This is a genomic window from Escherichia sp. E1V33 (assembly GCF_004211955.1).
Taxonomy (GTDB): domain Bacteria; phylum Pseudomonadota; class Gammaproteobacteria; order Enterobacterales; family Enterobacteriaceae; genus Escherichia.
In genome coordinates this window covers 281,921-301,993 of the sequence record NZ_RHJI01000005.1, presented here as the reverse complement: position 1 = coordinate 301,993, position 20,073 = coordinate 281,921, and the positions used below count along the sequence as shown (strand labels likewise).

The 20,073-nt window shown below is 50.2% G+C and carries 24 protein-coding genes; 16 read left to right on the top strand and 8 right to left on the bottom strand.

What is annotated here, in order from left to right; all coding sequences use genetic code 11:
- Window positions 1–48 precede the first annotated feature (48 nt).
- Window positions 49–426 (top strand): inner membrane protein YbjM, encoded by a 378-nt coding sequence (locus D9742_RS05935; RefSeq protein ID WP_130236297.1) that lies wholly within the window; start codon window positions 49–51, stop codon window positions 424–426.
- Between the two features lie 30 nt (window positions 427–456).
- Here the strand turns inward: D9742_RS05935 and D9742_RS05930 are convergent, their stop codons facing one another.
- Window positions 457–714: a GrxA family glutaredoxin gene (locus tag D9742_RS05930; RefSeq protein WP_064530149.1), complete on the bottom strand. Its 258-nt coding sequence runs from the start codon at window positions 712–714 to the stop codon at window positions 457–459.
- A 159-nt stretch (window positions 715–873) separates the two neighbouring features.
- Here D9742_RS05930 and D9742_RS05925 point away from each other — a divergent pair, with 159 nt between their 5' ends.
- The 13 genes from D9742_RS05925 to D9742_RS05865 all read left to right on the top strand — a co-directional run bounded on the left by D9742_RS05925 (window position 874) and on the right by D9742_RS05865 (window position 13,054).
- A complete protein-coding gene (locus D9742_RS05925) occupies window positions 874–1,161 on the top strand; it encodes a DUF1418 family protein (RefSeq protein ID WP_130236296.1) in 288 nt (95 codons plus the stop codon).
- A complete protein-coding gene (nfsA, locus tag D9742_RS05920) occupies window positions 1,145–1,867 on the top strand; it encodes a nitroreductase NfsA (RefSeq protein WP_130236295.1) in 723 nt (240 codons plus the stop codon). Before D9742_RS05925 ends, nfsA begins: the two co-directional genes overlap by 17 nt.
- 60 nt (window positions 1,868–1,927) lie before the next feature.
- Window positions 1,928–2,830 (top strand): 30S ribosomal protein S6--L-glutamate ligase, encoded by a 903-nt coding sequence (gene rimK, locus D9742_RS05915; protein WP_130236294.1) that lies wholly within the window; start codon window positions 1,928–1,930, stop codon window positions 2,828–2,830.
- Between the two features lie 87 nt (window positions 2,831–2,917).
- A complete protein-coding gene (locus tag D9742_RS05910; protein WP_130236293.1) occupies window positions 2,918–3,394 on the top strand; it encodes a YbjN domain-containing protein in 477 nt (158 codons plus the stop codon).
- A 350-nt stretch (window positions 3,395–3,744) separates the two neighbouring features.
- Window positions 3,745–4,857, top strand: coding sequence for a spermidine/putrescine ABC transporter substrate-binding protein PotF (gene potF / locus D9742_RS05905; RefSeq protein WP_000126075.1), 1,113 nt, complete (start codon window positions 3,745–3,747; stop codon window positions 4,855–4,857).
- A 93-nt stretch (window positions 4,858–4,950) separates the two neighbouring features.
- Complete coding sequence (gene potG, locus D9742_RS05900) at window positions 4,951–6,084, top strand: putrescine ABC transporter ATP-binding subunit PotG (protein ID WP_130236292.1); 1,134 nt, start codon at window positions 4,951–4,953, stop codon at window positions 6,082–6,084.
- A gap of 9 nt (window positions 6,085–6,093) precedes the next feature.
- Entirely contained in the window at window positions 6,094–7,038 is a 945-nt protein-coding gene (potH, locus tag D9742_RS05895; RefSeq protein WP_130236291.1) for a putrescine ABC transporter permease PotH, read from the top strand.
- Window positions 7,035–7,880: a putrescine ABC transporter permease PotI gene (potI, locus tag D9742_RS05890; RefSeq protein WP_001061658.1), complete on the top strand. Its 846-nt coding sequence runs from the start codon at window positions 7,035–7,037 to the stop codon at window positions 7,878–7,880. Before potH ends, potI begins: the two co-directional genes overlap by 4 nt.
- Window positions 7,881–7,939: 59 nt before the next feature.
- Window positions 7,940–8,428, top strand: a complete 489-nt coding sequence (locus D9742_RS05885; protein ID WP_032222674.1) for a YbjO family protein — start codon at window positions 7,940–7,942, stop codon at window positions 8,426–8,428.
- Between the two features lie 40 nt (window positions 8,429–8,468).
- Complete coding sequence (rlmC, locus tag D9742_RS05880) at window positions 8,469–9,596, top strand: 23S rRNA (uracil(747)-C(5))-methyltransferase RlmC (protein ID WP_130236290.1); 1,128 nt, start codon at window positions 8,469–8,471, stop codon at window positions 9,594–9,596.
- A 279-nt stretch (window positions 9,597–9,875) separates the two neighbouring features.
- Entirely contained in the window at window positions 9,876–11,219 is a 1,344-nt protein-coding gene (locus D9742_RS05875; RefSeq protein ID WP_000399304.1) for a PTS sugar transporter subunit IIC, read from the top strand.
- 21 nt (window positions 11,220–11,240) lie between these two features.
- On the top strand, window positions 11,241–11,561 hold the full coding sequence (locus D9742_RS05870; RefSeq protein ID WP_000655510.1) for a PTS sugar transporter subunit IIB: 321 nt from the start codon (window positions 11,241–11,243) through the stop codon (window positions 11,559–11,561).
- An 11-nt stretch (window positions 11,562–11,572) separates the two neighbouring features.
- Complete coding sequence (locus D9742_RS05865; RefSeq protein WP_130236289.1) at window positions 11,573–13,054, top strand: sulfatase; 1,482 nt, start codon at window positions 11,573–11,575, stop codon at window positions 13,052–13,054.
- Between the two features lie 50 nt (window positions 13,055–13,104).
- Here D9742_RS05865 and artJ read toward each other — a convergent pair whose 3' ends face one another.
- The 6 genes from artJ to D9742_RS05835 form a co-directional block, all read right to left on the bottom strand.
- The gene (gene artJ, locus D9742_RS05860; RefSeq protein ID WP_130236288.1) at window positions 13,105–13,836 is read right to left on the bottom strand and encodes an arginine ABC transporter substrate-binding protein ArtJ; all 732 of its coding nucleotides are present in this window, start codon (window positions 13,834–13,836) and stop codon (window positions 13,105–13,107) included.
- Window positions 13,837–14,126: 290 nt separating this feature from the next.
- Window positions 14,127–14,795, bottom strand: a complete 669-nt coding sequence (artM, locus tag D9742_RS05855; protein ID WP_000464489.1) for an arginine ABC transporter permease ArtM — start codon at window positions 14,793–14,795, stop codon at window positions 14,127–14,129.
- Window positions 14,795–15,511 (bottom strand): arginine ABC transporter permease ArtQ, encoded by a 717-nt coding sequence (artQ, locus tag D9742_RS05850; protein WP_130236287.1) that lies wholly within the window; start codon window positions 15,509–15,511, stop codon window positions 14,795–14,797. Before artQ ends, artM begins: the two co-directional genes overlap by 1 nt.
- Before the next feature lie 6 nt (window positions 15,512–15,517).
- The gene (artI, locus tag D9742_RS05845; protein WP_105273391.1) at window positions 15,518–16,249 is read right to left on the bottom strand and encodes an arginine ABC transporter substrate-binding protein ArtI; all 732 of its coding nucleotides are present in this window, start codon (window positions 16,247–16,249) and stop codon (window positions 15,518–15,520) included.
- A gap of 17 nt (window positions 16,250–16,266) precedes the next feature.
- Window positions 16,267–16,995: an arginine ABC transporter ATP-binding protein ArtP gene (artP, locus tag D9742_RS05840; RefSeq protein WP_130236286.1), complete on the bottom strand. Its 729-nt coding sequence runs from the start codon at window positions 16,993–16,995 to the stop codon at window positions 16,267–16,269.
- A gap of 217 nt (window positions 16,996–17,212) precedes the next feature.
- Window positions 17,213–17,728 carry a lipoprotein gene (locus D9742_RS05835; protein WP_130236285.1) on the bottom strand — a complete coding sequence of 172 codons (516 nt, stop codon included), beginning with the start codon at window positions 17,726–17,728 and terminating at the stop codon, window positions 17,213–17,215.
- A gap of 125 nt (window positions 17,729–17,853) precedes the next feature.
- On the opposite strand from D9742_RS05835, the gene D9742_RS05830 reads away from it, so the two are divergent.
- Together D9742_RS05830 and D9742_RS05825 are read left to right on the top strand one after the other, a co-directional pair.
- The gene (locus D9742_RS05830) at window positions 17,854–18,177 is read left to right on the top strand and encodes a heavy metal-binding domain-containing protein (RefSeq protein WP_001160732.1); all 324 of its coding nucleotides are present in this window, start codon (window positions 17,854–17,856) and stop codon (window positions 18,175–18,177) included.
- Complete coding sequence (locus tag D9742_RS05825; RefSeq protein WP_130236284.1) at window positions 18,174–19,004, top strand: N-acetylmuramoyl-L-alanine amidase; 831 nt, start codon at window positions 18,174–18,176, stop codon at window positions 19,002–19,004. The genes D9742_RS05830 and D9742_RS05825 overlap by 4 nt, the downstream gene beginning before the upstream one ends.
- Here the strand turns inward: D9742_RS05825 and D9742_RS05820 are convergent.
- Window positions 19,001–20,014, bottom strand: coding sequence for an NAD(P)-dependent oxidoreductase (locus D9742_RS05820; RefSeq protein WP_130236312.1), 1,014 nt, complete (start codon window positions 20,012–20,014; stop codon window positions 19,001–19,003). The genes D9742_RS05825 and D9742_RS05820 overlap by 4 nt on opposite strands.
- Between the last annotated feature and the right edge of the window lie 59 nt (window positions 20,015–20,073).

Sequence of the window (20,073 nt, the reverse complement as noted above, 5' to 3'; positions counted from 1 at the left end):
CCATAGTGGCGAAAATGTGTTCGATAGAGGCAGTGTCAGGAGGAGCGAGTGAAACATAAACAACGTTGGGCGGGGGCAATTTGCTGTTTTGTCCTCTTCATTGTAGTGAGCCTGTTCCTGGCGACGCATATGAAAGGCGCTTTTCGGGCTGCCGGGCATCCTGAAATCGGCTTGCTGTTTTTCATTCTTCCTGGGGCGGTTGCCAGTTTTTTTTCGCAGCGTAGAGAAGTCCTTAAACCGCTGTTTGGCGCAATGCTGGCGGCACCGTGTTCAATGTTAATTATGCGATTGTTTTTTTCACCGACACGCTCATTCTGGCAAGAGCTGGCGTGGTTATTGAGCGCCGTGTTCTGGTGTGCGCTGGGGGCATTGTGTTTCTTGTTTATCAGCAGTTTGTTCAAACCACACCACAGAAAAAATGAATAAAGCCCTCAATACAGAGGGCTTGTCAGGCGATCAGGCGTCCAGATTTTCTTTCACCCACGCAGCAAAATCGGTAAAGCCGCCAATATGTTGTTGATCGATAAAAATCTGCGGTACGGTTTCTACTGGTTTACCCGCTTTCTGTTGTAAATCTTCTTTGCTAATCCCTTCTGCACGAATATCAACATACTGATATTCAAAGTCATCGCGTTCATTACTCAGTTTGTCTGCCAGATCTTTAGCACGCACGCAGTAAGGGCAACCCGGACGACCAAAAATAACGGTTTGCATTGTTTCTCTCCTCATCTGTTTATGTCCGTCATGATTACGCCAAAACTTATTCGCTGAAAGTAGGTTTAACCTGTTGCATCGATTGACTAAAGCTATAACTGTTAAGCACAACGCAACGAAAGGTTTTAAAATAGCAATTCACTTTGCAGAGGGAAGCTTATGCGCGCAATCGGTAAATTACCTAAAAGCGTGTTGATACTGGAATTCATCGGCATGATGTTACTGATGACGGCGCTGCTGTCGTTAAGTCATCACCTTTCGCTTCCGGTGCCGTTTTCGACGCCAGAGGTACAAATTCTGATGATTTTTCTCGGTGTTTTGCTCATGCTTCCCGCTGCGGTGGTGGTTATTCTTCAGGTGGCGAAACGGCTTGCCCCACAACTGATGAACCGTCCACTGGAATCTTCACGTTCAGAAAGAGAAAAAGATAATGACGCCAACCATTGAACTTATTTGTGGCCATCGCTCCATTCGCCATTTCACTGATGAACCCATTTCTGAGGCGCAACGTGAGTCGATTATCAACAGTGCCCGAGCGACTTCCAGTTCTAGTTTTTTGCAATGCAGTAGCATTATTCGCATTACCGACAAAGCGTTACGTGAAGAACTGGTAACGCTGACTGGTGGGCAAAAACACGTGGCGCAAGCGGCAGAGTTCTGGGTGTTCTGTGCCGACTTTAACCGTCATTTACAGATCTGCCCGGATGCCCAACTTGGCCTGGCGGAACAGTTGCTGCTCGGTGTAGTTGATACGGCGATGATGGCGCAAAATGCGTTAACAGCAGCGGAATCTCTGGGGTTGGGCGGTGTATATATTGGTGGACTACGCAATAATATCGAACCAGTGACAGAACTACTGAAGTTACCGAAGCATGTTCTGCCGCTGTTTGGTCTGTGTCTTGGCTGGCCTGCGGATAAACCGGATCTCAAACCGCGTTTACCCGCCTCTATTGTGGTGCATGAAAACAGCTATCAACCGTTGGATAAAGACGCTCTGGCTCAGTATGACGAGCAACTGGCGGAATATTATCTCACCCGTGGCAGCAATAATCGTCGGGATACCTGGAGCGAGCATATTCGTCGGACGATTATCAAAGAAAGCCGTCCTTTTATTCTCGATTATTTACATAAACAAGGTTGGGCGACGCGCTAAAACCGTAAGGCCGATGTATGATACGCGGGCTTTTGACCAAGTCTGACAGAGAGGTGCAGGGTGAAAATTGCCATATTGTCCCGGGATGGAACGCTCTATTCATGTAAGCGGCTGCGTGAAGCCGCCATACAGCGCGGTCACCTGGTTGAAATTCTTGATCCGCTTTCTTGCTACATGAACATCAATCCTGCAGCGTCTTCTATTCATTATAAAGGCCGCAAGCTACCCCATTTCGACGCGGTGATCCCGCGCATTGGCACCGCCATTACCTTTTATGGGACGGCGGCGTTACGCCAGTTCGAAATGCTGGGGAGCTATCCATTGAATGAATCGGTCGCCATTGCCCGTGCGCGTGACAAATTGCGTTCCATGCAACTGTTAGCACGACAGGGTATTGACCTGCCAGTAACAGGAATTGCGCATTCGCCGGATGATACCAGCGACTTAATCGAGATGGTCGGTGGTGCGCCTCTGGTGGTCAAACTGGTCGAAGGCACGCAGGGGATTGGTGTGGTGCTGGCGGAGACGCGTCAGGCGGCAGAAAGCGTGATTGACGCTTTTCGGGGTCTTAACGCTCATATTCTGGTGCAGGAATATATAAAAGAAGCAAAAGGGCGTGATATCCGCTGTCTGGTTGTTGGCGATGAAGTGGTCGCTGCGATTGAACGGCGGGCGAAAGAGGGCGATTTTCGTTCCAATTTGCATCGTGGCGGCGCGGCAAGTATTGCCAGTATTACGCCGCAGGAGCGTGAAATCGCCATAAAAGCCGCACGAACGATGGCGCTGGATGTTGCTGGTGTGGATATTCTGCGTGCAAATCGCGGACCGCTAGTGATGGAGGTGAATGCGTCGCCCGGTCTGGAAGGGATAGAGAAAACCACCGGTATCGACATCGCGGGTAAAATGATCCGCTGGATTGAGCGCCACGCAACGGCAGAATATTGCTTAAAAACCGGTGGTTAGCTGCAATAACGGGACTGATCATGGTTTTGCCTGCGCTTTTTGCGTAAGCTGTCTCAGTCTTTTTATCAGAAGAGGTTGTACAAAATTATGACATCGCTGGTCGTTCCTGGTCTGGATACGTTGCGTCAATGGCTCGATGACCTGGGGATGAGTTTTTTTGAATGTGATAACTGTCAGGCGCTACATCTGCCCCATATGCAGAATTTCGACGGTGTCTTTGATGCCAAAATCGACCTGATTGATAACACGATCCTGTTTTCTGCCATGGCGGAAGTCAGACCTTCAGCCGTGTTGCCGCTGGCGGCGGATTTATCGGCCATCAATGCCAGTTCGCTGACTGTGAAAGCATTTCTTGATATGCAGGATGATAATCTGCCAAAGCTGGTGGTTTGCCAGTCTTTATCCGTTATGCAGGGCGTAACCTATGAACAGTTTGCATGGTTCGTACGCCAGAGCGAAGAGCAGATTTCGATGGTCATCCTTGAAGCCAATGCCCATCAACTGCTGTTGCCGACTGACGATGAAGGGCAAACTAACGTTACCGAAAACTATTTCCTACACTGATAACTCTTTTTGAGCACGCAGTCGCTGCCGCAGTGACTGCGCATTATAATATTTCCTGCTAAATTTAACCCTCCATTAAAGATTTTTTCACCTATCTTATGCCGAACTTGCTTTATCACATAGAGCAAATACGCATAAAAATTTGTTAAATACTGTTTTTTAATTACAGCTATAGTTTCAAACCCTGGCTAAAGTTATTCTTGCGATGCTTTTATATAGCGAGCAATGCTGGCCAGGAGAGAGTTCTCTTTTCTTGCGCCGCGCCGATAAAAAATATGCACGTTTATTGCATATCTTTCACTGTAAAAACTTTTGTTCGTTTGTTAACGAACTTTCAGAAGGAAAGAGATATGACCGCCTTAAATAAAAAATGGCTATCGGGTCTGGTTGCAGGTGCTCTGATGGCCGTCTCTGTCGGCACGCTCGCGGCTGAACAAAAAACACTCCACATTTATAACTGGTCTGATTATATCGCCCCGGATACAGTGGCAAATTTTGAGAAAGAGACGGGTATAAAGGTCGTCTACGATGTTTTCGATTCCAACGAAGTGTTGGAAGGCAAGTTAATGGCGGGTAGCACCGGCTTTGATCTTGTCGTTCCATCAGCCAGTTTTCTCGAACGCCAATTGACAGCGGGAGTTTTCCAGCCGTTGGATAAAAGCAAATTGCCGGAGTGGAAGAATCTCGATCCGGAGCTGCTGAAGCTGGTGGCAAAACACGATCCCGACAATAAATTTGCCATGCCGTATATGTGGGCGACCACTGGAATTGGCTATAACGTCGATAAAGTCAAAGCGGTACTGGGCGAAAACGCGCCAGTCGATAGCTGGGACTTGATCCTCAAACCTGAAAATCTGGAAAAACTGAAAAGCTGCGGTGTCTCTTTCCTGGATGCGCCAGAAGAAGTTTTTGCTACCGTGTTGAATTATCTCGGCAAAGATCCCAACAGCACTAAAGCAGATGATTACACCGGACCGGCAACCGATCTGCTGTTAAAGCTGCGCCCGAACATTCGTTATTTCCATTCATCTCAATACATCAATGATCTGGCGAATGGTGACATCTGCGTGGCGATTGGTTGGGCAGGTGATGTCTGGCAGGCGTCAAACCGCGCGAAGGAAGCGAAGAATGGCGTGAATGTCTCGTTCTCGATTCCAAAAGAAGGGGCGATGGCGTTCTTTGATGTATTCGCCATGCCTGCGGATGCCAAAAACAAAGACGAAGCCTATCAGTTCCTGAATTATCTGCTGCGTCCGGATGTGGTTGCGCATATCTCCGACCATGTGTTCTATGCCAACGCTAACAAAGAAGCTACGCCGCTGGTGAGTGCGGAAGTCCGTGATAACCCAGGAATTTATCCGCCTGCGGATGTCCGTGCGAAGTTGTTCACTCTGAAAGTGCAGGACCCGAAAATCGACCGTGTGCGCACCCGCGCGTGGACCAAAGTGAAGAGCGGAAAATAATCCGCAGCCGTAGATGCCGGACGGCGCACCACACCCGCCGGCAATTCGCACCATCATGGTGCGCTTGCACACATTCAATGCCGGAGAGCAGCCGTGAATGACGCTATCCCTCGCCCGCAGGCGAAAACCCGTAAGGCGCTGACGCCGTTTTTAGAAATCCGCAATCTGACCAAATCTTACGATGGTCAGCATGCGGTCGATGATGTCAGCCTGACCATCTACAAAGGCGAAATATTTGCACTGTTGGGCGCATCCGGCTGTGGCAAGTCCACGCTGCTGCGTATGCTGGCAGGTTTCGAACAACCTTCTGCCGGGCAGATTATGCTTGATGGCGTCGACCTGTCACTGGTTCCTCCTTATCTACGCCCCATCAATATGATGTTTCAGTCTTACGCGTTGTTTCCCCATATGACCGTGGAACAGAACATTGCCTTTGGCCTGAAGCAGGACAAACTACCGAAAGCGGAAATTGCCAGCCGGGTTAACGAGATGCTCGGCCTGGTGCATATGCAGGAGTTCGCTAAACGCAAACCGCATCAGCTTTCCGGTGGACAGCGCCAGCGTGTGGCCCTGGCCCGAAGCCTTGCCAAGCGCCCGAAACTATTACTGCTCGATGAGCCGATGGGGGCGCTGGATAAAAAGCTTCGCGACCGGATGCAGCTTGAAGTGGTAGATATTCTGGAGCGTGTCGGCGTGACCTGCGTAATGGTTACTCACGATCAGGAAGAGGCGATGACTATGGCGGGACGTATCGCCATTATGAATCGCGGGAAATTTGTCCAGATTGGCGAACCAGAAGAGATCTACGAGCATCCGACCACGCGCTACAGCGCTGAGTTTATTGGTTCAGTTAACGTCTTTGAAGGTGTACTCAAAGAGCGTCAGGAAGATGGCCTTGTGCTCTATTCGCCGGGGCTGGTCCATCCGCTAAAAGTAGACCCGGATGCCTCGATAGTCGATAACGTGCCGGTGCATGTGGCGCTGCGTCCAGAAAAAATCATGCTTTGCGAGGAACCGCCCGCCAATGGTTGCAACTTCGCGGTAGGGGAGGTGATACATATTGCCTACCTCGGCGATCTTTCGGTGTATCACGTTCGTCTGAAAAGCGGGCAGATGATTAGCGCCCAGCTGCAAAACGCGCATCGTCACCGCAAAGGGCTACCGACCTGGGGTGATGAAGTTCGTTTATGTTGGGAAGTGGACAGTTGTGTGGTGCTGACGGTTTAAGGAGCAAAGATGAGTACACTTGAACCTCCTGTCCTGCCGGGCGGGTTAAAACAGTGGCTTACGCAGTGGCAGATGAAGCACGGGCGCAAACTGGTGATTGCGCTGCCGTATATCTGGTTGATTTTGCTATTTCTGCTGCCATTTCTGATCGTCTTTAAAATAAGCCTTGCTGAGATGGCGCGAGCCATTCCGCCTTATACCGAACTGATGGAGTGGGCTGACGGGCAACTTTCCATCACTCTTAATCTCGGTAATTTTCTGCAACTGACCGACGATCCGCTCTATTTCGATGCTTATCTCCAGTCGTTACAGGTGGCGGCGATTTCGACTATTTGCTGTTTACTGATCGGTTATCCGCTGGCGTGGGCGGTGGCGCACAGTAAGCCTTCGACCCGTAATATCTTATTGCTACTGGTGATCCTGCCGTCGTGGACCTCGTTTCTGATTCGTGTCTACGCCTGGATGGGAATATTAAAAAACAACGGTGTGCTGAATAATTTTCTGCTGTGGCTGGGGGTTATCGATCAACCTTTGACCATTTTGCACACCAATCTGGCGGTCTATATTGGCATTGTTTACGCCTATGTGCCGTTTATGGTGCTGCCAATCTACACCGCGTTGACGCGTATTGATTATTCGCTGGTGGAAGCGGCACTGGATCTCGGCGCACGACCGTTGAAAACGTTCTTTACTGTTATTGTGCCACTTACCAAAGGCGGAATTATTGCCGGTTCGATGTTGGTCTTTATTCCTGCGGTAGGCGAGTTTGTGATCCCGGAACTGCTCGGCGGTCCGGATAGCATCATGATTGGCCGCGTGCTGTGGCAGGAGTTTTTCAATAACCGTGACTGGCCAGTAGCCTCGGCAGTGGCGATTGTCATGTTGTTGCTGCTAATCGTGCCGATAATGTGGTTCCACAAACATCAGCAAAAAAGCGTGGGAGAACACGGATGAATAATTTACCGGTGGTTCGTTCGCCCTGGCGAATTGTGATTTTGCTGTTGGGTTTCACCTTTCTCTACGCGCCAATGCTGATGCTGGTTATCTATTCGTTTAACAGCTCGAAGCTGGTGACGGTGTGGGCCGGCTGGTCAACGCGCTGGTATGGTGAGTTATTGCGCGATGACGCGATGATGAGTGCGGTTGGTTTAAGCCTGACAATTGCGGCCTGTGCGGCGACGGCGGCGGCGATCCTCGGGACTATTGCGGCGGTGGTGCTGGTACGCTTTGGACGGTTTCGGGGATCAAATGGTTTTGCTTTTATGATCACCGCGCCGCTGGTGATGCCAGATGTGATCACGGGCTTGTCGTTATTGCTATTGTTTGTCGCGCTTGCACACGCCATTGGTTGGCCAGCGGATCGCGGCATGCTCACCATCTGGCTGGCGCATGTCACTTTCTGTACGGCTTATGTGGCGGTCGTTATTTCTTCGCGTCTGCGGGAACTGGATCGCTCGATAGAAGAAGCTGCGATGGATCTCGGTGCGACGCCGCTGAAAGTGTTTTTCGTCATTACGCTACCGATGATCATGCCCGCGATCATTTCTGGCTGGTTACTGGCTTTTACTTTGTCGCTTGATGATCTGGTGATCGCCAGCTTTGTTTCCGGGCCGGGAGCCACCACGTTACCGATGCTGGTCTTCTCCAGCGTGCGGATGGGGGTGAATCCGGAAATCAACGCCCTGGCAACATTGATCCTCGGTGCGGTCGGAATTGTCGGATTTATCGCCTGGTATCTGATGGCACGCGCAGAAAAACAGCGGATACGCGATATCCAGCGTGCAAGACGTGGCTGAAGACACTAAAATTTGCCAACCTGGCTACATAATGCCGCGCATGTCGCGGCATTGTTTTCATGGAAGACGAAACGTTGGGATTTTTTAAGAAAACATCTTCATCTCATGCTCGCCTGAATGTGCCTGCGTTGGTGCAGGTGGCGGCGCTCGCCATTATTATGATCCGTGGCCTCGACGTGCTGATGATTTTCAATACGCTGGGCGTGCGCGGTATTGGCGAATTCATTCATCGCAGCGTACAAACCTGGAGTTTAACGCTGGTCTTTTTAAGCAGTCTGGTGCTGGTTTTTATTGAGATCTGGTGTGCGTTTTCACTGGTGAAAGGGCGTCGCTGGGCGCGCTGGCTGTATCTGCTGACTCAAGTCACGGCCGCCAGTTATCTGTGGGCGGCCTCGCTCGGTTATGGTTATCCGGAGCTGTTCAGTATTCCCGGTGAATCGAAACGTGAAATCTTCCATAGCCTGATGCTGCAGAAGCTGCCGGATATGCTTATCCTGATGCTGCTGTTCTTTCCCGCCGCCAGTCGGCGGTTCTTCCAGTTGCAATAATGTGTATAATCGTCGCCCCTGATGATGTGAAGGTCAATGTATGCAGTGCGCACTTTACGACGCGGGTCGCTGTCGTTCCTGTCAGTGGATAACGCAGCCGATTCCAGAGCAACTTTCCTCTAAAACCGCCGATCTTAAAAATCTGCTCGCCGATTTTTCGGTCGTGGAATGGTGCGCGCCGGTGTCTGGCCCGGAGCAAGGGTTTCGTAATAAAGCCAAAATGGTGGTGAGTGGTAGCGTTGAAAAACCACTGCTCGGTATGCTGCATCGCGACGGCACGCCGGAAGACCTTTGCGACTGCCCGCTTTATCCTGCCTCATTTGCGCCCGTTTTTGCGGCGCTAAAACCGTTTATCGCTCGTGCGGGGCTAACGCCTTATAACGTGGCGCGTAAGCGTGGCGAACTGAAATACATTCTGCTGACCGAAAGCCAAACAGATGGCGGTATGATGCTGCGCTTTGTACTGCGTTCTGAAACCAAACTGGCGCAACTGCGTAAGGCGCTGCCGTGGTTACAGGAACAACTGCCGCAGCTGAAAGTTATTACCGTCAACATTCAGCCGGTACATATGGCGATTATGGAAGGGGAGACGGAGATTTACCTGACTGAACAACAGGCGCTGGCAGAGCGTTTTAACGATGTGCCGCTGTGGATCCGTCCGCAAAGTTTCTTCCAGACTAATCCGGCGGTCGCCAGCCAGCTGTACGCTACCGCGCGCGACTGGGTACGGCAGCTGCCGGTTAAACATATGTGGGATCTGTTCTGCGGTGTGGGGGGCTTTGGTTTACACTGCGCGACGCCTGACATGCAATTAACCGGGATCGAAATTGCGCCAGAGGCCATTGCCTGTGCAAAGCAGTCAGCCGCTGAACTGGGCTTAACACGTTTGCAATTTCAGGCGCTGGACTCCACTCAGTTTGCCACCGCTCAGGGGGAGGTACCGGAGCTGGTGTTGGTTAACCCGCCGCGCCGCGGCATTGGTAAACCGCTGTGTGATTATCTCTCAACGATGGCACCGCGTTTTATCATCTACTCCAGCTGTAACGCCCAAACCATGGCGAAAGATATCCGAGAACTGCCTGGTTATCGCATTGAACGGGTGCAGCTTTTCGATATGTTCCCTCACACCGCGCATTATGAAGTGTTGACGCTGCTGGTAAAAATTTAAATACATCACGGCAGTAAATTTTTCGGCAACAACTATTCACTCAAAATAATAATCGTGATCGATCGATTAATAATAACCGATCGATCACGGTTATATATTGCTCTATTTTTGCAAATCAAATCACAAATAATCAAATAAGATCTTTAATTGAACTGTTTTGATTACTACAGTGCACTTACCGAATACATACAGAGGCATTGCTTAGCGAAACACAAAATTTCCTGAGACATTATTAACGTCAGCAGAAGGTTCATGCATTGACAACGGAAATGTACGCTTATGGAGGGCGTTCCGACGATGTTTGCCAAATTCATAGATGTTATTCAAACGTTTTTAACTGAACCGGCAATTTTAATTGGTTTGCTGGTGGGTATTGGTTATGCCCTTGATAAGAAATCGCCAATAAAAATTATTACCGGCATGGTCAGCGCCATGGTGGGATTAATGATGGTGTTATTTGGTGGTTTCCAGTTTTCCGCAACATTTAAACCGGTAGCAGAAGCCGTAAGTAAAGCCTATGGTGTTCACGGATATTTAATGGATTCCTACGCAATGAAAGCGGCAACGCAAATTGCATTGGGGGATAATTTTGGTTATGTCGGGTATGTATTTGTACTGGCGTTTTTTACCAACCTGCTGCTGGTATTATTTGGTCGGTATACTGGTGCCAAAGGGATATTTTTGACAGGGAATACCGGTGTTTCACATTCTCAGGCGGTATTATGGTTGATTGTCTTTTGGCTGGGTTTTAGCTGGACTACATCCATTATTATTGCCGGAATATTAACGGGTGTATTCTGGGCGTTCTCCACCACGCTCATTGTTAAGCCCATTGCCAAAGTTACCAAAGATGCCGGTTTTACCATTGCTCATAACCAGATGTTGGGATTGTGGTTTTTCTCCAAATTCGCCCATAAATTTGGTGACCCCGAAAAGCACGATGCTGAAAACCTGAAACTCCCCGGCTGGCTGGCGATTTTTAACCACAACGTGACGGCTATCGCCATTGTGATGACGCTGTTTGTCGGTGGTTTCTTGCTATCAACGGGTATCGATAATGTCCAGTTAATGGCGAAAGGCAAGCCCTGGTATATCTATATCATCAACCTTGGCTTACAGTTCTCCATGTATATGGTCATTCTGCTGCAGGGTGTGCGCATGATGGTCGGTGAAATTAACGGTTCGTTTAAAGGCTGGCAAGATCGCTTTATTCCTAACGCTATTCCTGCTGTCGATGTTGCCGCGCTGTTGCCTTTTTCACCCAATGCGGCAACGTTAGGCTTCGTCTTCTGTACTTTTGGCACCATTTTTTCGATGGGGATCTTATTACTGGTTCACAGCCCAATTATGGTATTGCCTGGCTTTGTACCTCTGTTTTTCTCTGGCGGTCCAATTGGCGTATTAGCAAACCGCATGGGCGGATACCGTTCCGTAATTATCTGTACGTTCTTGCTGGGTATTATTCAGACCTTCGGTACGGTGTGGGCTATTCCGTTAACCGGGCTTGCTGAAAATGGCGTCGGCTGGACAGGAATATTTGACTGGGCAACCGTATGGCCTGCTATTTGTGAAGTTCTGAAATTTATCGCTGCAACATTCCATCTTGGTCCTTACGCGGGTTAATTAAATATTAAGGGTTTAAAAATGAAAGATACAATTAATATTCTGTTTGTCTGTGGTTACGGTGTAGGCAGTAGCGTTATGTTACAAACGGTCGTTAAAAAAGCGCTGACCAAATATGATTTCAAAGTTGAAATGGAACATACCGCCGCAGGTGAAGTCGGCGGATTTACCGACTGGGCGGATATTTTTGCTATTTCCAAAAAATTACTCGATGTGGTTAGTCTTGACCCGAAACAAGGGCAATATTTGATTCCTATAGAGAATATTATGGACGGTGAAACTATTGGTCAGCAAATTTATGAAGTGGTTCAGCAACATTTTCCGCATTTAATTAATCAATAAGGTAGGGCGTAATGAGAGCGATTATTCTACTGTTCGATAGTCTGAATAAACGTTATCTGCCACCTTATGGCGATGCGTTAACCAAAGCGCCTAATTTCCAACGTCTGGCGGCTCATGCCGCCACCTTTGAAAACAGTTACGTCGGCAGTATGCCGTGTATGCCTGCCCGGCGGGAGTTGCATACCGGGCGATGTAACTTCCTGCATCGGGAGTGGGGGCCGTTAGAACCGTTTGACGACTCCATGCCGGAGCTGCTTAAAAAGGCGGGGATCTATACCCACCTGATAAGCGATCATTTGCATTACTGGGAAGATGGCGGCGGGAATTATCATAATCGCTACAGTTCGTGGGAGATTGTGCGCGGACAGGAAGGCGATCACTGGCATGCGAGCGTTGCGCAACCGCCTATTCCCGAGGTGCTACGGGTGCCGCAAAAGCAGACCGGTGGCGGTGTTTCTGGTCTGTGGCGCCATGACTGGGCAAACCGGGAATATATTCAGCAGGAAGCGGATTTTCCACAAACTAAAGTGTTTGATTCAGGCTGTGCCTTTATCCACAAAAATCACGCGGAAGATAACTGGTTATTGCAGGTCGAAACGTTTGATCCGCACGAGCCGTTTCACACAACGGAAGAGTATCTTTCCTTGTATGAAGATAACTGGGATGGACCGCATTATGACTGGCCGCGTGGCCGGGTGCAGGAGAGCGACGAGGCCGTGGAGCACATCCGTTGCCGGTATCGTTCGCTGGTGTCGATGTGCGATCGCAACCTGGGGCGCATTCTCGACCTGATGGATGAGCACGATCTGTGGCGAGATACCATGCTGATTGTCGGCACTGACCACGGCTTTTTACTCGGTGAGCATGGCTGGTGGGCGAAAAACCAGATGCCTTATTACAACGAAGTTGCCAATAATCCGTTGTTTATCTGGGACCCGCGCAGTGGTGTAAAAGGAGAGCGGCGCCAGGCACTGGTACAAATGATCGACTGGGCGCCAACGTTGTATGACTTTTTTCAACAGCCAGTGCCGCCCGATGTGCAGGGGCAACCGCTGGCGAAAACGGTCAGTCACGATGAACCAGTACGCAGCTCGGCGATGTTTGGTGTCTTCAGTGGTCATGTTAACGTAACCGATGGGCGTTTTGTCTATATGCGTGCAGCGCTGCCGGGGCGTGAGGATGATATTGCCAACTACACGTTGATGTCCTGCAAAATGAACAGCCGCTATCCGGTGGATGAGATGCGGGCTTTATCGCTGGCCCCACCGTTTCGTTTTACCAAAGGGTTACAGGTATTACGCATCCCGGCACAGGAAAAATATAAGGGGTTGAATCAGTTTGGTCATTTGCTGTTTGATCTGCAAAACGATCCGCAGCAGCTACATCCAATTCATGATGATGTGATCGAGTCACGGATGATCGCGTTGCTGATTCAGTTGATGAAAGATAATGATGCGCCACCAGAGCAGTTTCAGCGCCTGGGATTAGCGTAGAGAAGTGATTTTGCCGGAGTGGGTGTTCGCCCACTCCGGCAAATGAATAATTATTGCGGGAACCACTGATCGCTGATTTTCTGATATGTACCGTCAGCTTTAATTGCTGCCAGCGCGTTATTCAGTTTTTCCAGCAGAGCTTTGTTATCCGGACGTACAGCGATACCCAGGCCGGTGCCGAAGTATTGCGGATCGGTCACTTTTTCAGTAGCAACGCCCAGTTGCGGATTGGTTTTCAGCCATTCATTAACCACCGCAGTGTCACCAAATACGCCATCAATACGGCCATTTTTCAGATCGATAAAGGCATTTTGATAACTGTCATAGGAGACAGTTTTCACTTCCGGGTGCTGATCCTGAATATATTTCTGGTGCGTAGTACCGTTTTCCATCCCAATGCGTTTGCCTTTCAGGTCGGTAAACGTTTTGTAGGTATCTTTTTTGGCAATCACGACGGCTGAGTTTTCGTAATAGGGCGTGGTGAACGATACCTGCTTGCTACGATCTGGTGTGATATCCATACCGGAGATTACGGCGTCATATTTCCTGAATTTCAGTGACGGGATCAGGCTGTCGAACGCGTGATTGGTAAAAGTACATTCTGCCTGCATCTGTTTGCATAACGCTTTTGCCAGGTCGATATCAAAGCCGACGATCTGGTTATTGGCATCCATCGACTCGAACGGCGGATAGGTCGCTGATACGCCAAAATTGATTTTCTCTGCGGCAGAAGCGCCGAACGCATAGGATGCCAGTAATGCGGCAAGAACTAACTTTTTCATGATGGAACTCCCGTCTGTCAATCTTATGATTATTGGCCGTGTCTGCGGCATGGGATAACAATGCCATCAAGTGAATTTATATGCAATAAATATGATTAAATAATTTGCATGAAATAAAAAAAGACGGACAACTTAGTGAGTTGTCCGTCTTTATTATAAGAATTTATGCACTATGTAGGCCGGATAAGGCGTCCACGCCGCATCCGGCACAGGCACCGTGCTGATGTCTGATGCGACGCTGGCGCGTCTTATCAGACCTACAAAACCCCCGGCGAATGTACGCAGCCACATTAATTCCGCCGTTCGAATGCCAGCGCTTTACGCTCGATCAGACGCATCATCAGCGTCAGCAGGCCGTTAACGATCAGGTAAATAATCCCCGCCGCGCCAAATACCATCACATCGTAGGTGCGCCCGTACAACAACTGGCTGTAACCCATCACTTCCATCAGCGTAATGGTGTAAGCCAGAGAGGTACTTTTGAACACCAGCACCACTTCGTTGGAATAAGAAGAGAGTGAGCGTTTAAAGGCATACGGCAGCAGGATCGCCAGCGTATCTTTTTTACTCATTCCCAGAGCGCTACAGGATTGCCATTGACCTTCCGGGATCGCGCGAATGGCACCGTAAAACAGCTGCGTGGTATACGCCGCACTGTTCAGCGATAACGCAATCAACGCACATAACCACGGTTCTGACAACAAATGCCACAGTGCCGGATATTCCTGCAACGTCGGGAACTGGCCCGGCCCGTAGTAAATCAGGAAGATCTGCACCAGCAGAGGCGTGCCGGTAAACAGTGTGATATAACCACGCACCAGCCACACCAGCACCGGCGTTTTCAGCGTCAGGATGATGGTAAAAATCAACGCCAGAATCAGCGCCACAATCAGCGAGGCAACCGTCAGCGTCAGGCTGGTGTGCAGCCCTTTCATCAGTTCGGGTAAATACTCAAACATTAGCCAGGCCTCCGCTCAAAACGTGTCGCGCGCAGGTCAATGCGTTTGAGAATGTACTGACTCAACAGGGTGATCACCAGGTAAATCGCCGCCGCCACAATGTACCAGGTAAATGGTTCCTGGGTACGGGTAGCGATGCTTTTGGTTTGTAGCATTAAATCATTCACACTAATCAAACTGACCAGCGCGGTATCTTTCAGCAGCACCAGCCACTGGTTACCGAGGCCAGGCAGCGCATGACGCCACATCTGCGGCATCACCAGACGGAAAAAGATAGCCGATTTCGACAGCCCCAGCGCCTGACCAGATTCCCACTGGCCCACCGGTACCGCTTTCAACGCGCCGCGCAGCGTTTGCGAGGCATAGGCGGCATACAGCAGCGACAGAGCGATGACACCACAAAGGAACGGGCTAACGTCGAAGTTCTCGATGTCCATCTGCACCGGGATCTGTACGATCCCAAGATTGATGGTGAAGCCATCCGAAAGCATCAGCAGCAGCTGTGAGGAGCCAAAATAGATAAACAGCACCACCAGAATTTCTGGCAGGCCACGTAGAATGGTTACCAGCGCTGAACCTGCCCACGCGACAGGACGCCATTTTGCAGACTCCCACACCGCAAAGAACATCGCCAACGCCAGTCCGACAATCAATGCACAGACGGCAAGGCCGACGGTCATCCCGGCGGCGCTTGCTAAAGGAAAAAATTCATTCATCAGGAATTACTTCTGGAACCATTTGTTGTAGATGGTTTCGTAAGTGCCATCTTTCTTCACTTTTTCCAGCGCAGTGTTGAATTTCTGCTGCAGCTCAGTGTTGCCCTGGCGTACTGCGATGCCGAGACCAGTACCGAAGTAATCTTTATCGGTCACTTTATCGCCCACTGCCGCCAGTTTCGGGTTATCTTTCAGCCATTCGGTTACCACTGCGGTGTCGCCAAATACGCTGTCGATACGACCGTTTTGCAGATCCAGTTTTGCGTTCTGGTAGCTGTCATATGGCACGGTAGTGATTTCCGGATGCTTATCCATAATGAATTTCTGGTGAGTCGTACCGTTCTGTACGCCGACTTTTTTGCCTTTCAGCTGATCAACGCTGGTGTATTTACCCTGCTGACCCACAAACAGGGCAGAGTTGTCATAGTACGGCGTGGTAAACAGTACCTGCTTTTCACGTTCCGGGGTGATATCCATCCCGGCCATTACCGCTTCTACGCGACGGAATTTCAGGCTTGGGATCAGGCTGTCAAACGCCTGGTTAGAGAAAGTACAGGTTGCATCAATCTCTTTACACAATGCCTGCGCCAGGTCGACGTCAAAACCGACGATCTGGTTATTCGCGTCCATCGATTCAAACGGAGGATAAGAGGCTTCGGTAGCAAAACGAATGGTTTCGGCAGCTGTGGCGGAAAGACTAAAACCTGCAATTAACGCGGCAATCAGAACTTTTTTCATTGTTGTTATCCCGAATCTTAGTGAGAGAGATAGTTTTTAAATGCTTCGGTTTGCGGCTCGGTAAAGCAGCTCGCGTCGCCTTGTTCTACGATGTGACCGTTTTCCATATACACCACACGACTGGCGGTTTTACGCGCCACTTCTACTTCGTGGGTGACGATCACCTGGGTAATATTTGTTTCCGTCAGCTCACGAATAATGCTGACGATTTGTGCGGTAATTTCCGGGTCCAGCGCGGCGGTCGGTTCATCAAACAGCAGTACCTGCGGTTCCATCATCAGCGCGCGGGCGATAGCAACACGTTGTTGCTGACCACCAGAAAGGTGCAGCGGGTAACGATCGCTATAAGGTTTCAGACGCAGACGTTCCAGCAATTTTTCTGCACGGGCCAGCGCCTGATCTTTACTCAACCCCAATACGCGGCAGGGCGCTTCAATCAGGTTTTGCTGCACCGTAAGATGCGGCCACAGATTGTATTGTTGAAACACCATGCCGACGTTACGACGCAGATCGCGAATCGCTTTGTCTGAGGGCGTTTTAGTGAAATCGAAATGGTTGCCTGCAATGTTGAGCGTACCGGAGCGCGGCATCTCAAGCAGATTGAGTACACGCAGCAGCGAGCTTTTCCCCGCGCCACTGGGGCCAAGTAACACCAGCGTTTCGCCTTGCGGGCAATCCAGCGTGATATCGAACAGCGCCTGATGTGCGCCGTAGAAGCAATTAATGCCGTTTAATTGAATACTCATTGACACTCGTATACTGGCAGTCGGATAGCTATTGAAGTCGAAGATAGTACCTTTGACAGAATAATTATGCAATATTTCTGCTTTAAAAGTTAAAAGCAAAGCGCATTATTCAATAAACATAGCACAAAATAACGGCGGCGAAGGGCGGCGAGCATAAATGTCGGCATTCTTCACAGAATGCCAGACAATTTACGGGGGTTATCGTTTAATCAAGGTTTTAGCGGTTCTCAACGGACTGGCGCAGAGTGCCGGCAGATGCGTGTACGCTGCCACCTAAATAGCGCACATCGTCGATCACCCAACACTGTCCTTCCTGAATCATCAACACTTCATCCTGCCAGCTCTGGTCGCCTTGTTTCAGCTCTACCCGCAGCGGAATATTGCGCGCATCGCGATTTGGGATGGTGGAGGCGCTGGCAACTTGTGCACTGTCAGGCAAGGTGGTACGACTGGAGAACGGATCGCTGCTTAATAATTCGCGATGGTTGTTATCGCGGCTGGCATTACTCAGCAAAGTTGCCAGTTTGTCACTTAAATATGGGCGCAGAGCAGTAATGTCGTTACTGCGGTGCGAAATGCGGTAGTCATAAAACTGCTGGGCCACGCTGTCAGGCCCGCCCTGGACGCAAGAGCCCGTACGGGGGCCATTATCTTTATAGGCAGGTGTGACGGTGGTACAAGCACTGAGTAGCAGTGCGCAAGGGATAAGCATGGTCAATTTGCTGTAGCGCATAATCATTTCCTTATAAGCGGTCGCTCTGAAAGCGTTCTACGATAATAATGATATCCTTTCAATAATAGCGTATCAGTCCGATAATGCTTTGAAGATCGAAGGCTTAGCAAACAAGGAGATCGATCATGCAATTTTCCACAACCCCAACACTTGAAGGCCAGACCATCGTTGAATATTGCGGTGTGGTGACCGGCGAAGCGATTTTAGGTGCTAACATTTTTCGCGATTTCTTTGCGGGGATCCGCGATATCGTTGGCGGACGTTCCGGTGCGTATGAAAAAGAACTGCGTAAAGCGCGGGAGATAGCCTTTGAGGAACTTGGTGAGCAGGCGCGAGCGCTGGGGGCTGACGCCGTGGTCGGCATTGATATCGACTACGAAACGGTCGGGCAAAACGGCAGTATGCTGATGGTTAGCGTCAGCGGAACGGCGGTGAAAACGCGTCGATGAGCAGAGTCTTCTGGCTGGCTGCCGCCGCTTTGTTCCTGGCAGGATGCGCAGGCGAAAAAGGTATTGTAGAGAAAGAGGGCTACCAACTCGATAGCCGACGCCTGGCGCAGGCGGCGTATCCTCGTATCAAAGTGCTGGTTATCCACTACACGGCAGAGGACTTTGATACGTCACTGGCGACACTGACCGATAAGCACGTGAGTTCGCATTATCTGATTCCTGCCGTGCCACCACTTTACAACGGTAAGCCGCGTATCTGGCAATTGGTACCAGAACAGGAACTGGCCTGGCATGCGGGGATCAGCGCCTGGCGTGGAGCGACACGAATTAACGACACATCTATAGGTATTGAGCTGGAAAATCGTGGCTGGCAAACATCAGCAGGGGTGAAATATTTTGCGCCATTTGAACCGGCACAAATTCAGGCGCTCATTCCATTGGCGAAGGATATTATCGCCCGCTATCACATCAAACCGGAAAACGTAGTGGCTCATGCAGATATTGCGCCACAGCGCAAAGATGATCCCGGGCCGTTATTTCCGTGGCAGCAACTGGCGCAACAGGGGATTGGTGCCTGGCCTGATGCGCAGCGGGTGAACTTTTATCTTGCCGGGCGTGTGCCGCACACACCGGTAGATACCGCCTCATTGCTGGAAATGTTGGCCCGTTACGGCTACGACGTGAAACCAGAGATGACTCCAGGAGAACAGCAACGAGTGATTATGGCTTTCCAGATGCACTTCCGCCCGACGTTATATAACGGCGAAGCGGATGCAGAAACCCTGGCCATCGCACAAGCGTTGCTGGAGAAATACGGTCAGGATTAGCGCGGCAGTTTTCCGTGATCGCGTAACCAGGCGGCAGTTTTCTCGATCCCTTCATCCAGCGTGATGACAGGCTGATAACCTAACTCTTCCTGCGCACGCGTAATATCCAGCGTAAAGTCAAAATTCAACTTGGAGACGCCGTAGTGAGTTAGCGGCGGCTCTTTCGCTGATTTGCGGCCTAAACGCTCCATACTGCGGGCGATCATATCCAGCATCGGGTAGGGAATTGAACGAATACGGCAATCAATATTCAGTTCGTCGATGAGCTTCTGCACGATGCTGCGCAGTGTACGATGCTCACCATTGGTAATGTTGTATGCTCTGCCGGAAGGCAGTTTGTCGCAGTTTTCCTGGCTCGCCAGCCACATGGCATGTACGGCATTTTCGTAGTAGGTCATATCGACCAGCGCACTGCCACCGTGCGGTAACAGAATGCTGCCGTAGTGGTGCATCATATGTGCCAGGCGGGGGATGAACACTTTATCGTGTGGCCCAAACAGACTTTGTGGACGCAGAATAGTAAAGCGTGTTTGTGGATTCGCCTGGGAGAGCATATTGATCACTTCTTCGCTGGCGGCCTTACTGCGGGCAAATTCGTTGGCGAAGCGATGAGGGCGAAAATCTTCTTTGATATCCCGGTGGTGATGATAATCGAAGTACAGTGAAGGCGAAGAAATATGAATAAAGTTACGCACTCCCCAGGCAACCGCCCATTCGCCCAGGCGACGCGTGGCGCGAACGTTGGCTAGATCGAAAGCCTGCTGCGTTCCCCAGGGCGAGGTAAAGCTGGAGCAATGCCAAAGCGTATCAATGCCTGCGAGCATCACTTTAGCCTGTGAGGAGACAAGTTCGGTCAGATCCGCCCGGACAAACTCTGCGCCCATTTTTTCCAGCAATTTGCCCATCGCTTCGTTGCGACCGGTCGCTCTCACGCTGATGCCTTTCCGGCATAAAAATTCAACCGCGTTCCGACCTAAGCCGCTGGTGGCGCCGGTAACCAGTACCTTCATATCATTCCACTGTTGTTGATAAGACGACGTGCGCATTCTTTCGTGATTTCCCCCTTGAT

Excerpts from the sequence above, each read along its gene's own strand:
- D9742_RS05930 (WP_064530149.1), bottom strand. The coding sequence starts at position 714 with ATGCAAACCGTTATTTTTGGTCGTCCGGGTTGCCCTTACTGCGTGCGT.
- D9742_RS05925 (WP_130236296.1), top strand. The coding sequence starts at position 874 with ATGCGCGCAATCGGTAAATTACCTAAAAGCGTGTTGATACTGGAATTC.
- nfsA (WP_130236295.1), top strand. The coding sequence starts at position 1,145 with ATGACGCCAACCATTGAACTTATTTGTGGCCATCGCTCCATTCGCCAT.
- D9742_RS05910 (WP_130236293.1), top strand. The coding sequence starts at position 2,918 with ATGACATCGCTGGTCGTTCCTGGTCTGGATACGTTGCGTCAATGGCTC.
- potF (WP_000126075.1), top strand. The coding sequence starts at position 3,745 with ATGACCGCCTTAAATAAAAAATGGCTATCGGGTCTGGTTGCAGGTGCT.
- potH (WP_130236291.1), top strand. The coding sequence starts at position 6,094 with ATGAGTACACTTGAACCTCCTGTCCTGCCGGGCGGGTTAAAACAGTGG.
- potI (WP_001061658.1), top strand. The coding sequence starts at position 7,035 with ATGAATAATTTACCGGTGGTTCGTTCGCCCTGGCGAATTGTGATTTTG.
- D9742_RS05885 (WP_032222674.1), top strand. The coding sequence starts at position 7,940 with ATGGAAGACGAAACGTTGGGATTTTTTAAGAAAACATCTTCATCTCAT.
- rlmC (WP_130236290.1), top strand. The coding sequence starts at position 8,469 with ATGCAGTGCGCACTTTACGACGCGGGTCGCTGTCGTTCCTGTCAGTGG.
- D9742_RS05875 (WP_000399304.1), top strand. The coding sequence starts at position 9,876 with ATGGAGGGCGTTCCGACGATGTTTGCCAAATTCATAGATGTTATTCAA.
- D9742_RS05870 (WP_000655510.1), top strand. The coding sequence starts at position 11,241 with ATGAAAGATACAATTAATATTCTGTTTGTCTGTGGTTACGGTGTAGGC.
- D9742_RS05865 (WP_130236289.1), top strand. The coding sequence starts at position 11,573 with ATGAGAGCGATTATTCTACTGTTCGATAGTCTGAATAAACGTTATCTG.
- artJ (WP_130236288.1), bottom strand. The coding sequence starts at position 13,836 with ATGAAAAAGTTAGTTCTTGCCGCATTACTGGCATCCTATGCGTTCGGC.
- artM (WP_000464489.1), bottom strand. The coding sequence starts at position 14,795 with ATGTTTGAGTATTTACCCGAACTGATGAAAGGGCTGCACACCAGCCTG.
- artQ (WP_130236287.1), bottom strand. The coding sequence starts at position 15,511 with ATGAATGAATTTTTTCCTTTAGCAAGCGCCGCCGGGATGACCGTCGGC.
- artI (WP_105273391.1), bottom strand. The coding sequence starts at position 16,249 with ATGAAAAAAGTTCTGATTGCCGCGTTAATTGCAGGTTTTAGTCTTTCC.
- artP (WP_130236286.1), bottom strand. The coding sequence starts at position 16,995 with ATGAGTATTCAATTAAACGGCATTAATTGCTTCTACGGCGCACATCAG.
- D9742_RS05835 (WP_130236285.1), bottom strand. The coding sequence starts at position 17,728 with ATGCGCTACAGCAAATTGACCATGCTTATCCCTTGCGCACTGCTACTC.
- D9742_RS05830 (WP_001160732.1), top strand. The coding sequence starts at position 17,854 with ATGCAATTTTCCACAACCCCAACACTTGAAGGCCAGACCATCGTTGAA.
- D9742_RS05825 (WP_130236284.1), top strand. The coding sequence starts at position 18,174 with ATGAGCAGAGTCTTCTGGCTGGCTGCCGCCGCTTTGTTCCTGGCAGGA.
- D9742_RS05820 (WP_130236312.1), bottom strand. The coding sequence starts at position 20,014 with ATGAAGGTACTGGTTACCGGCGCCACCAGCGGCTTAGGTCGGAACGCG.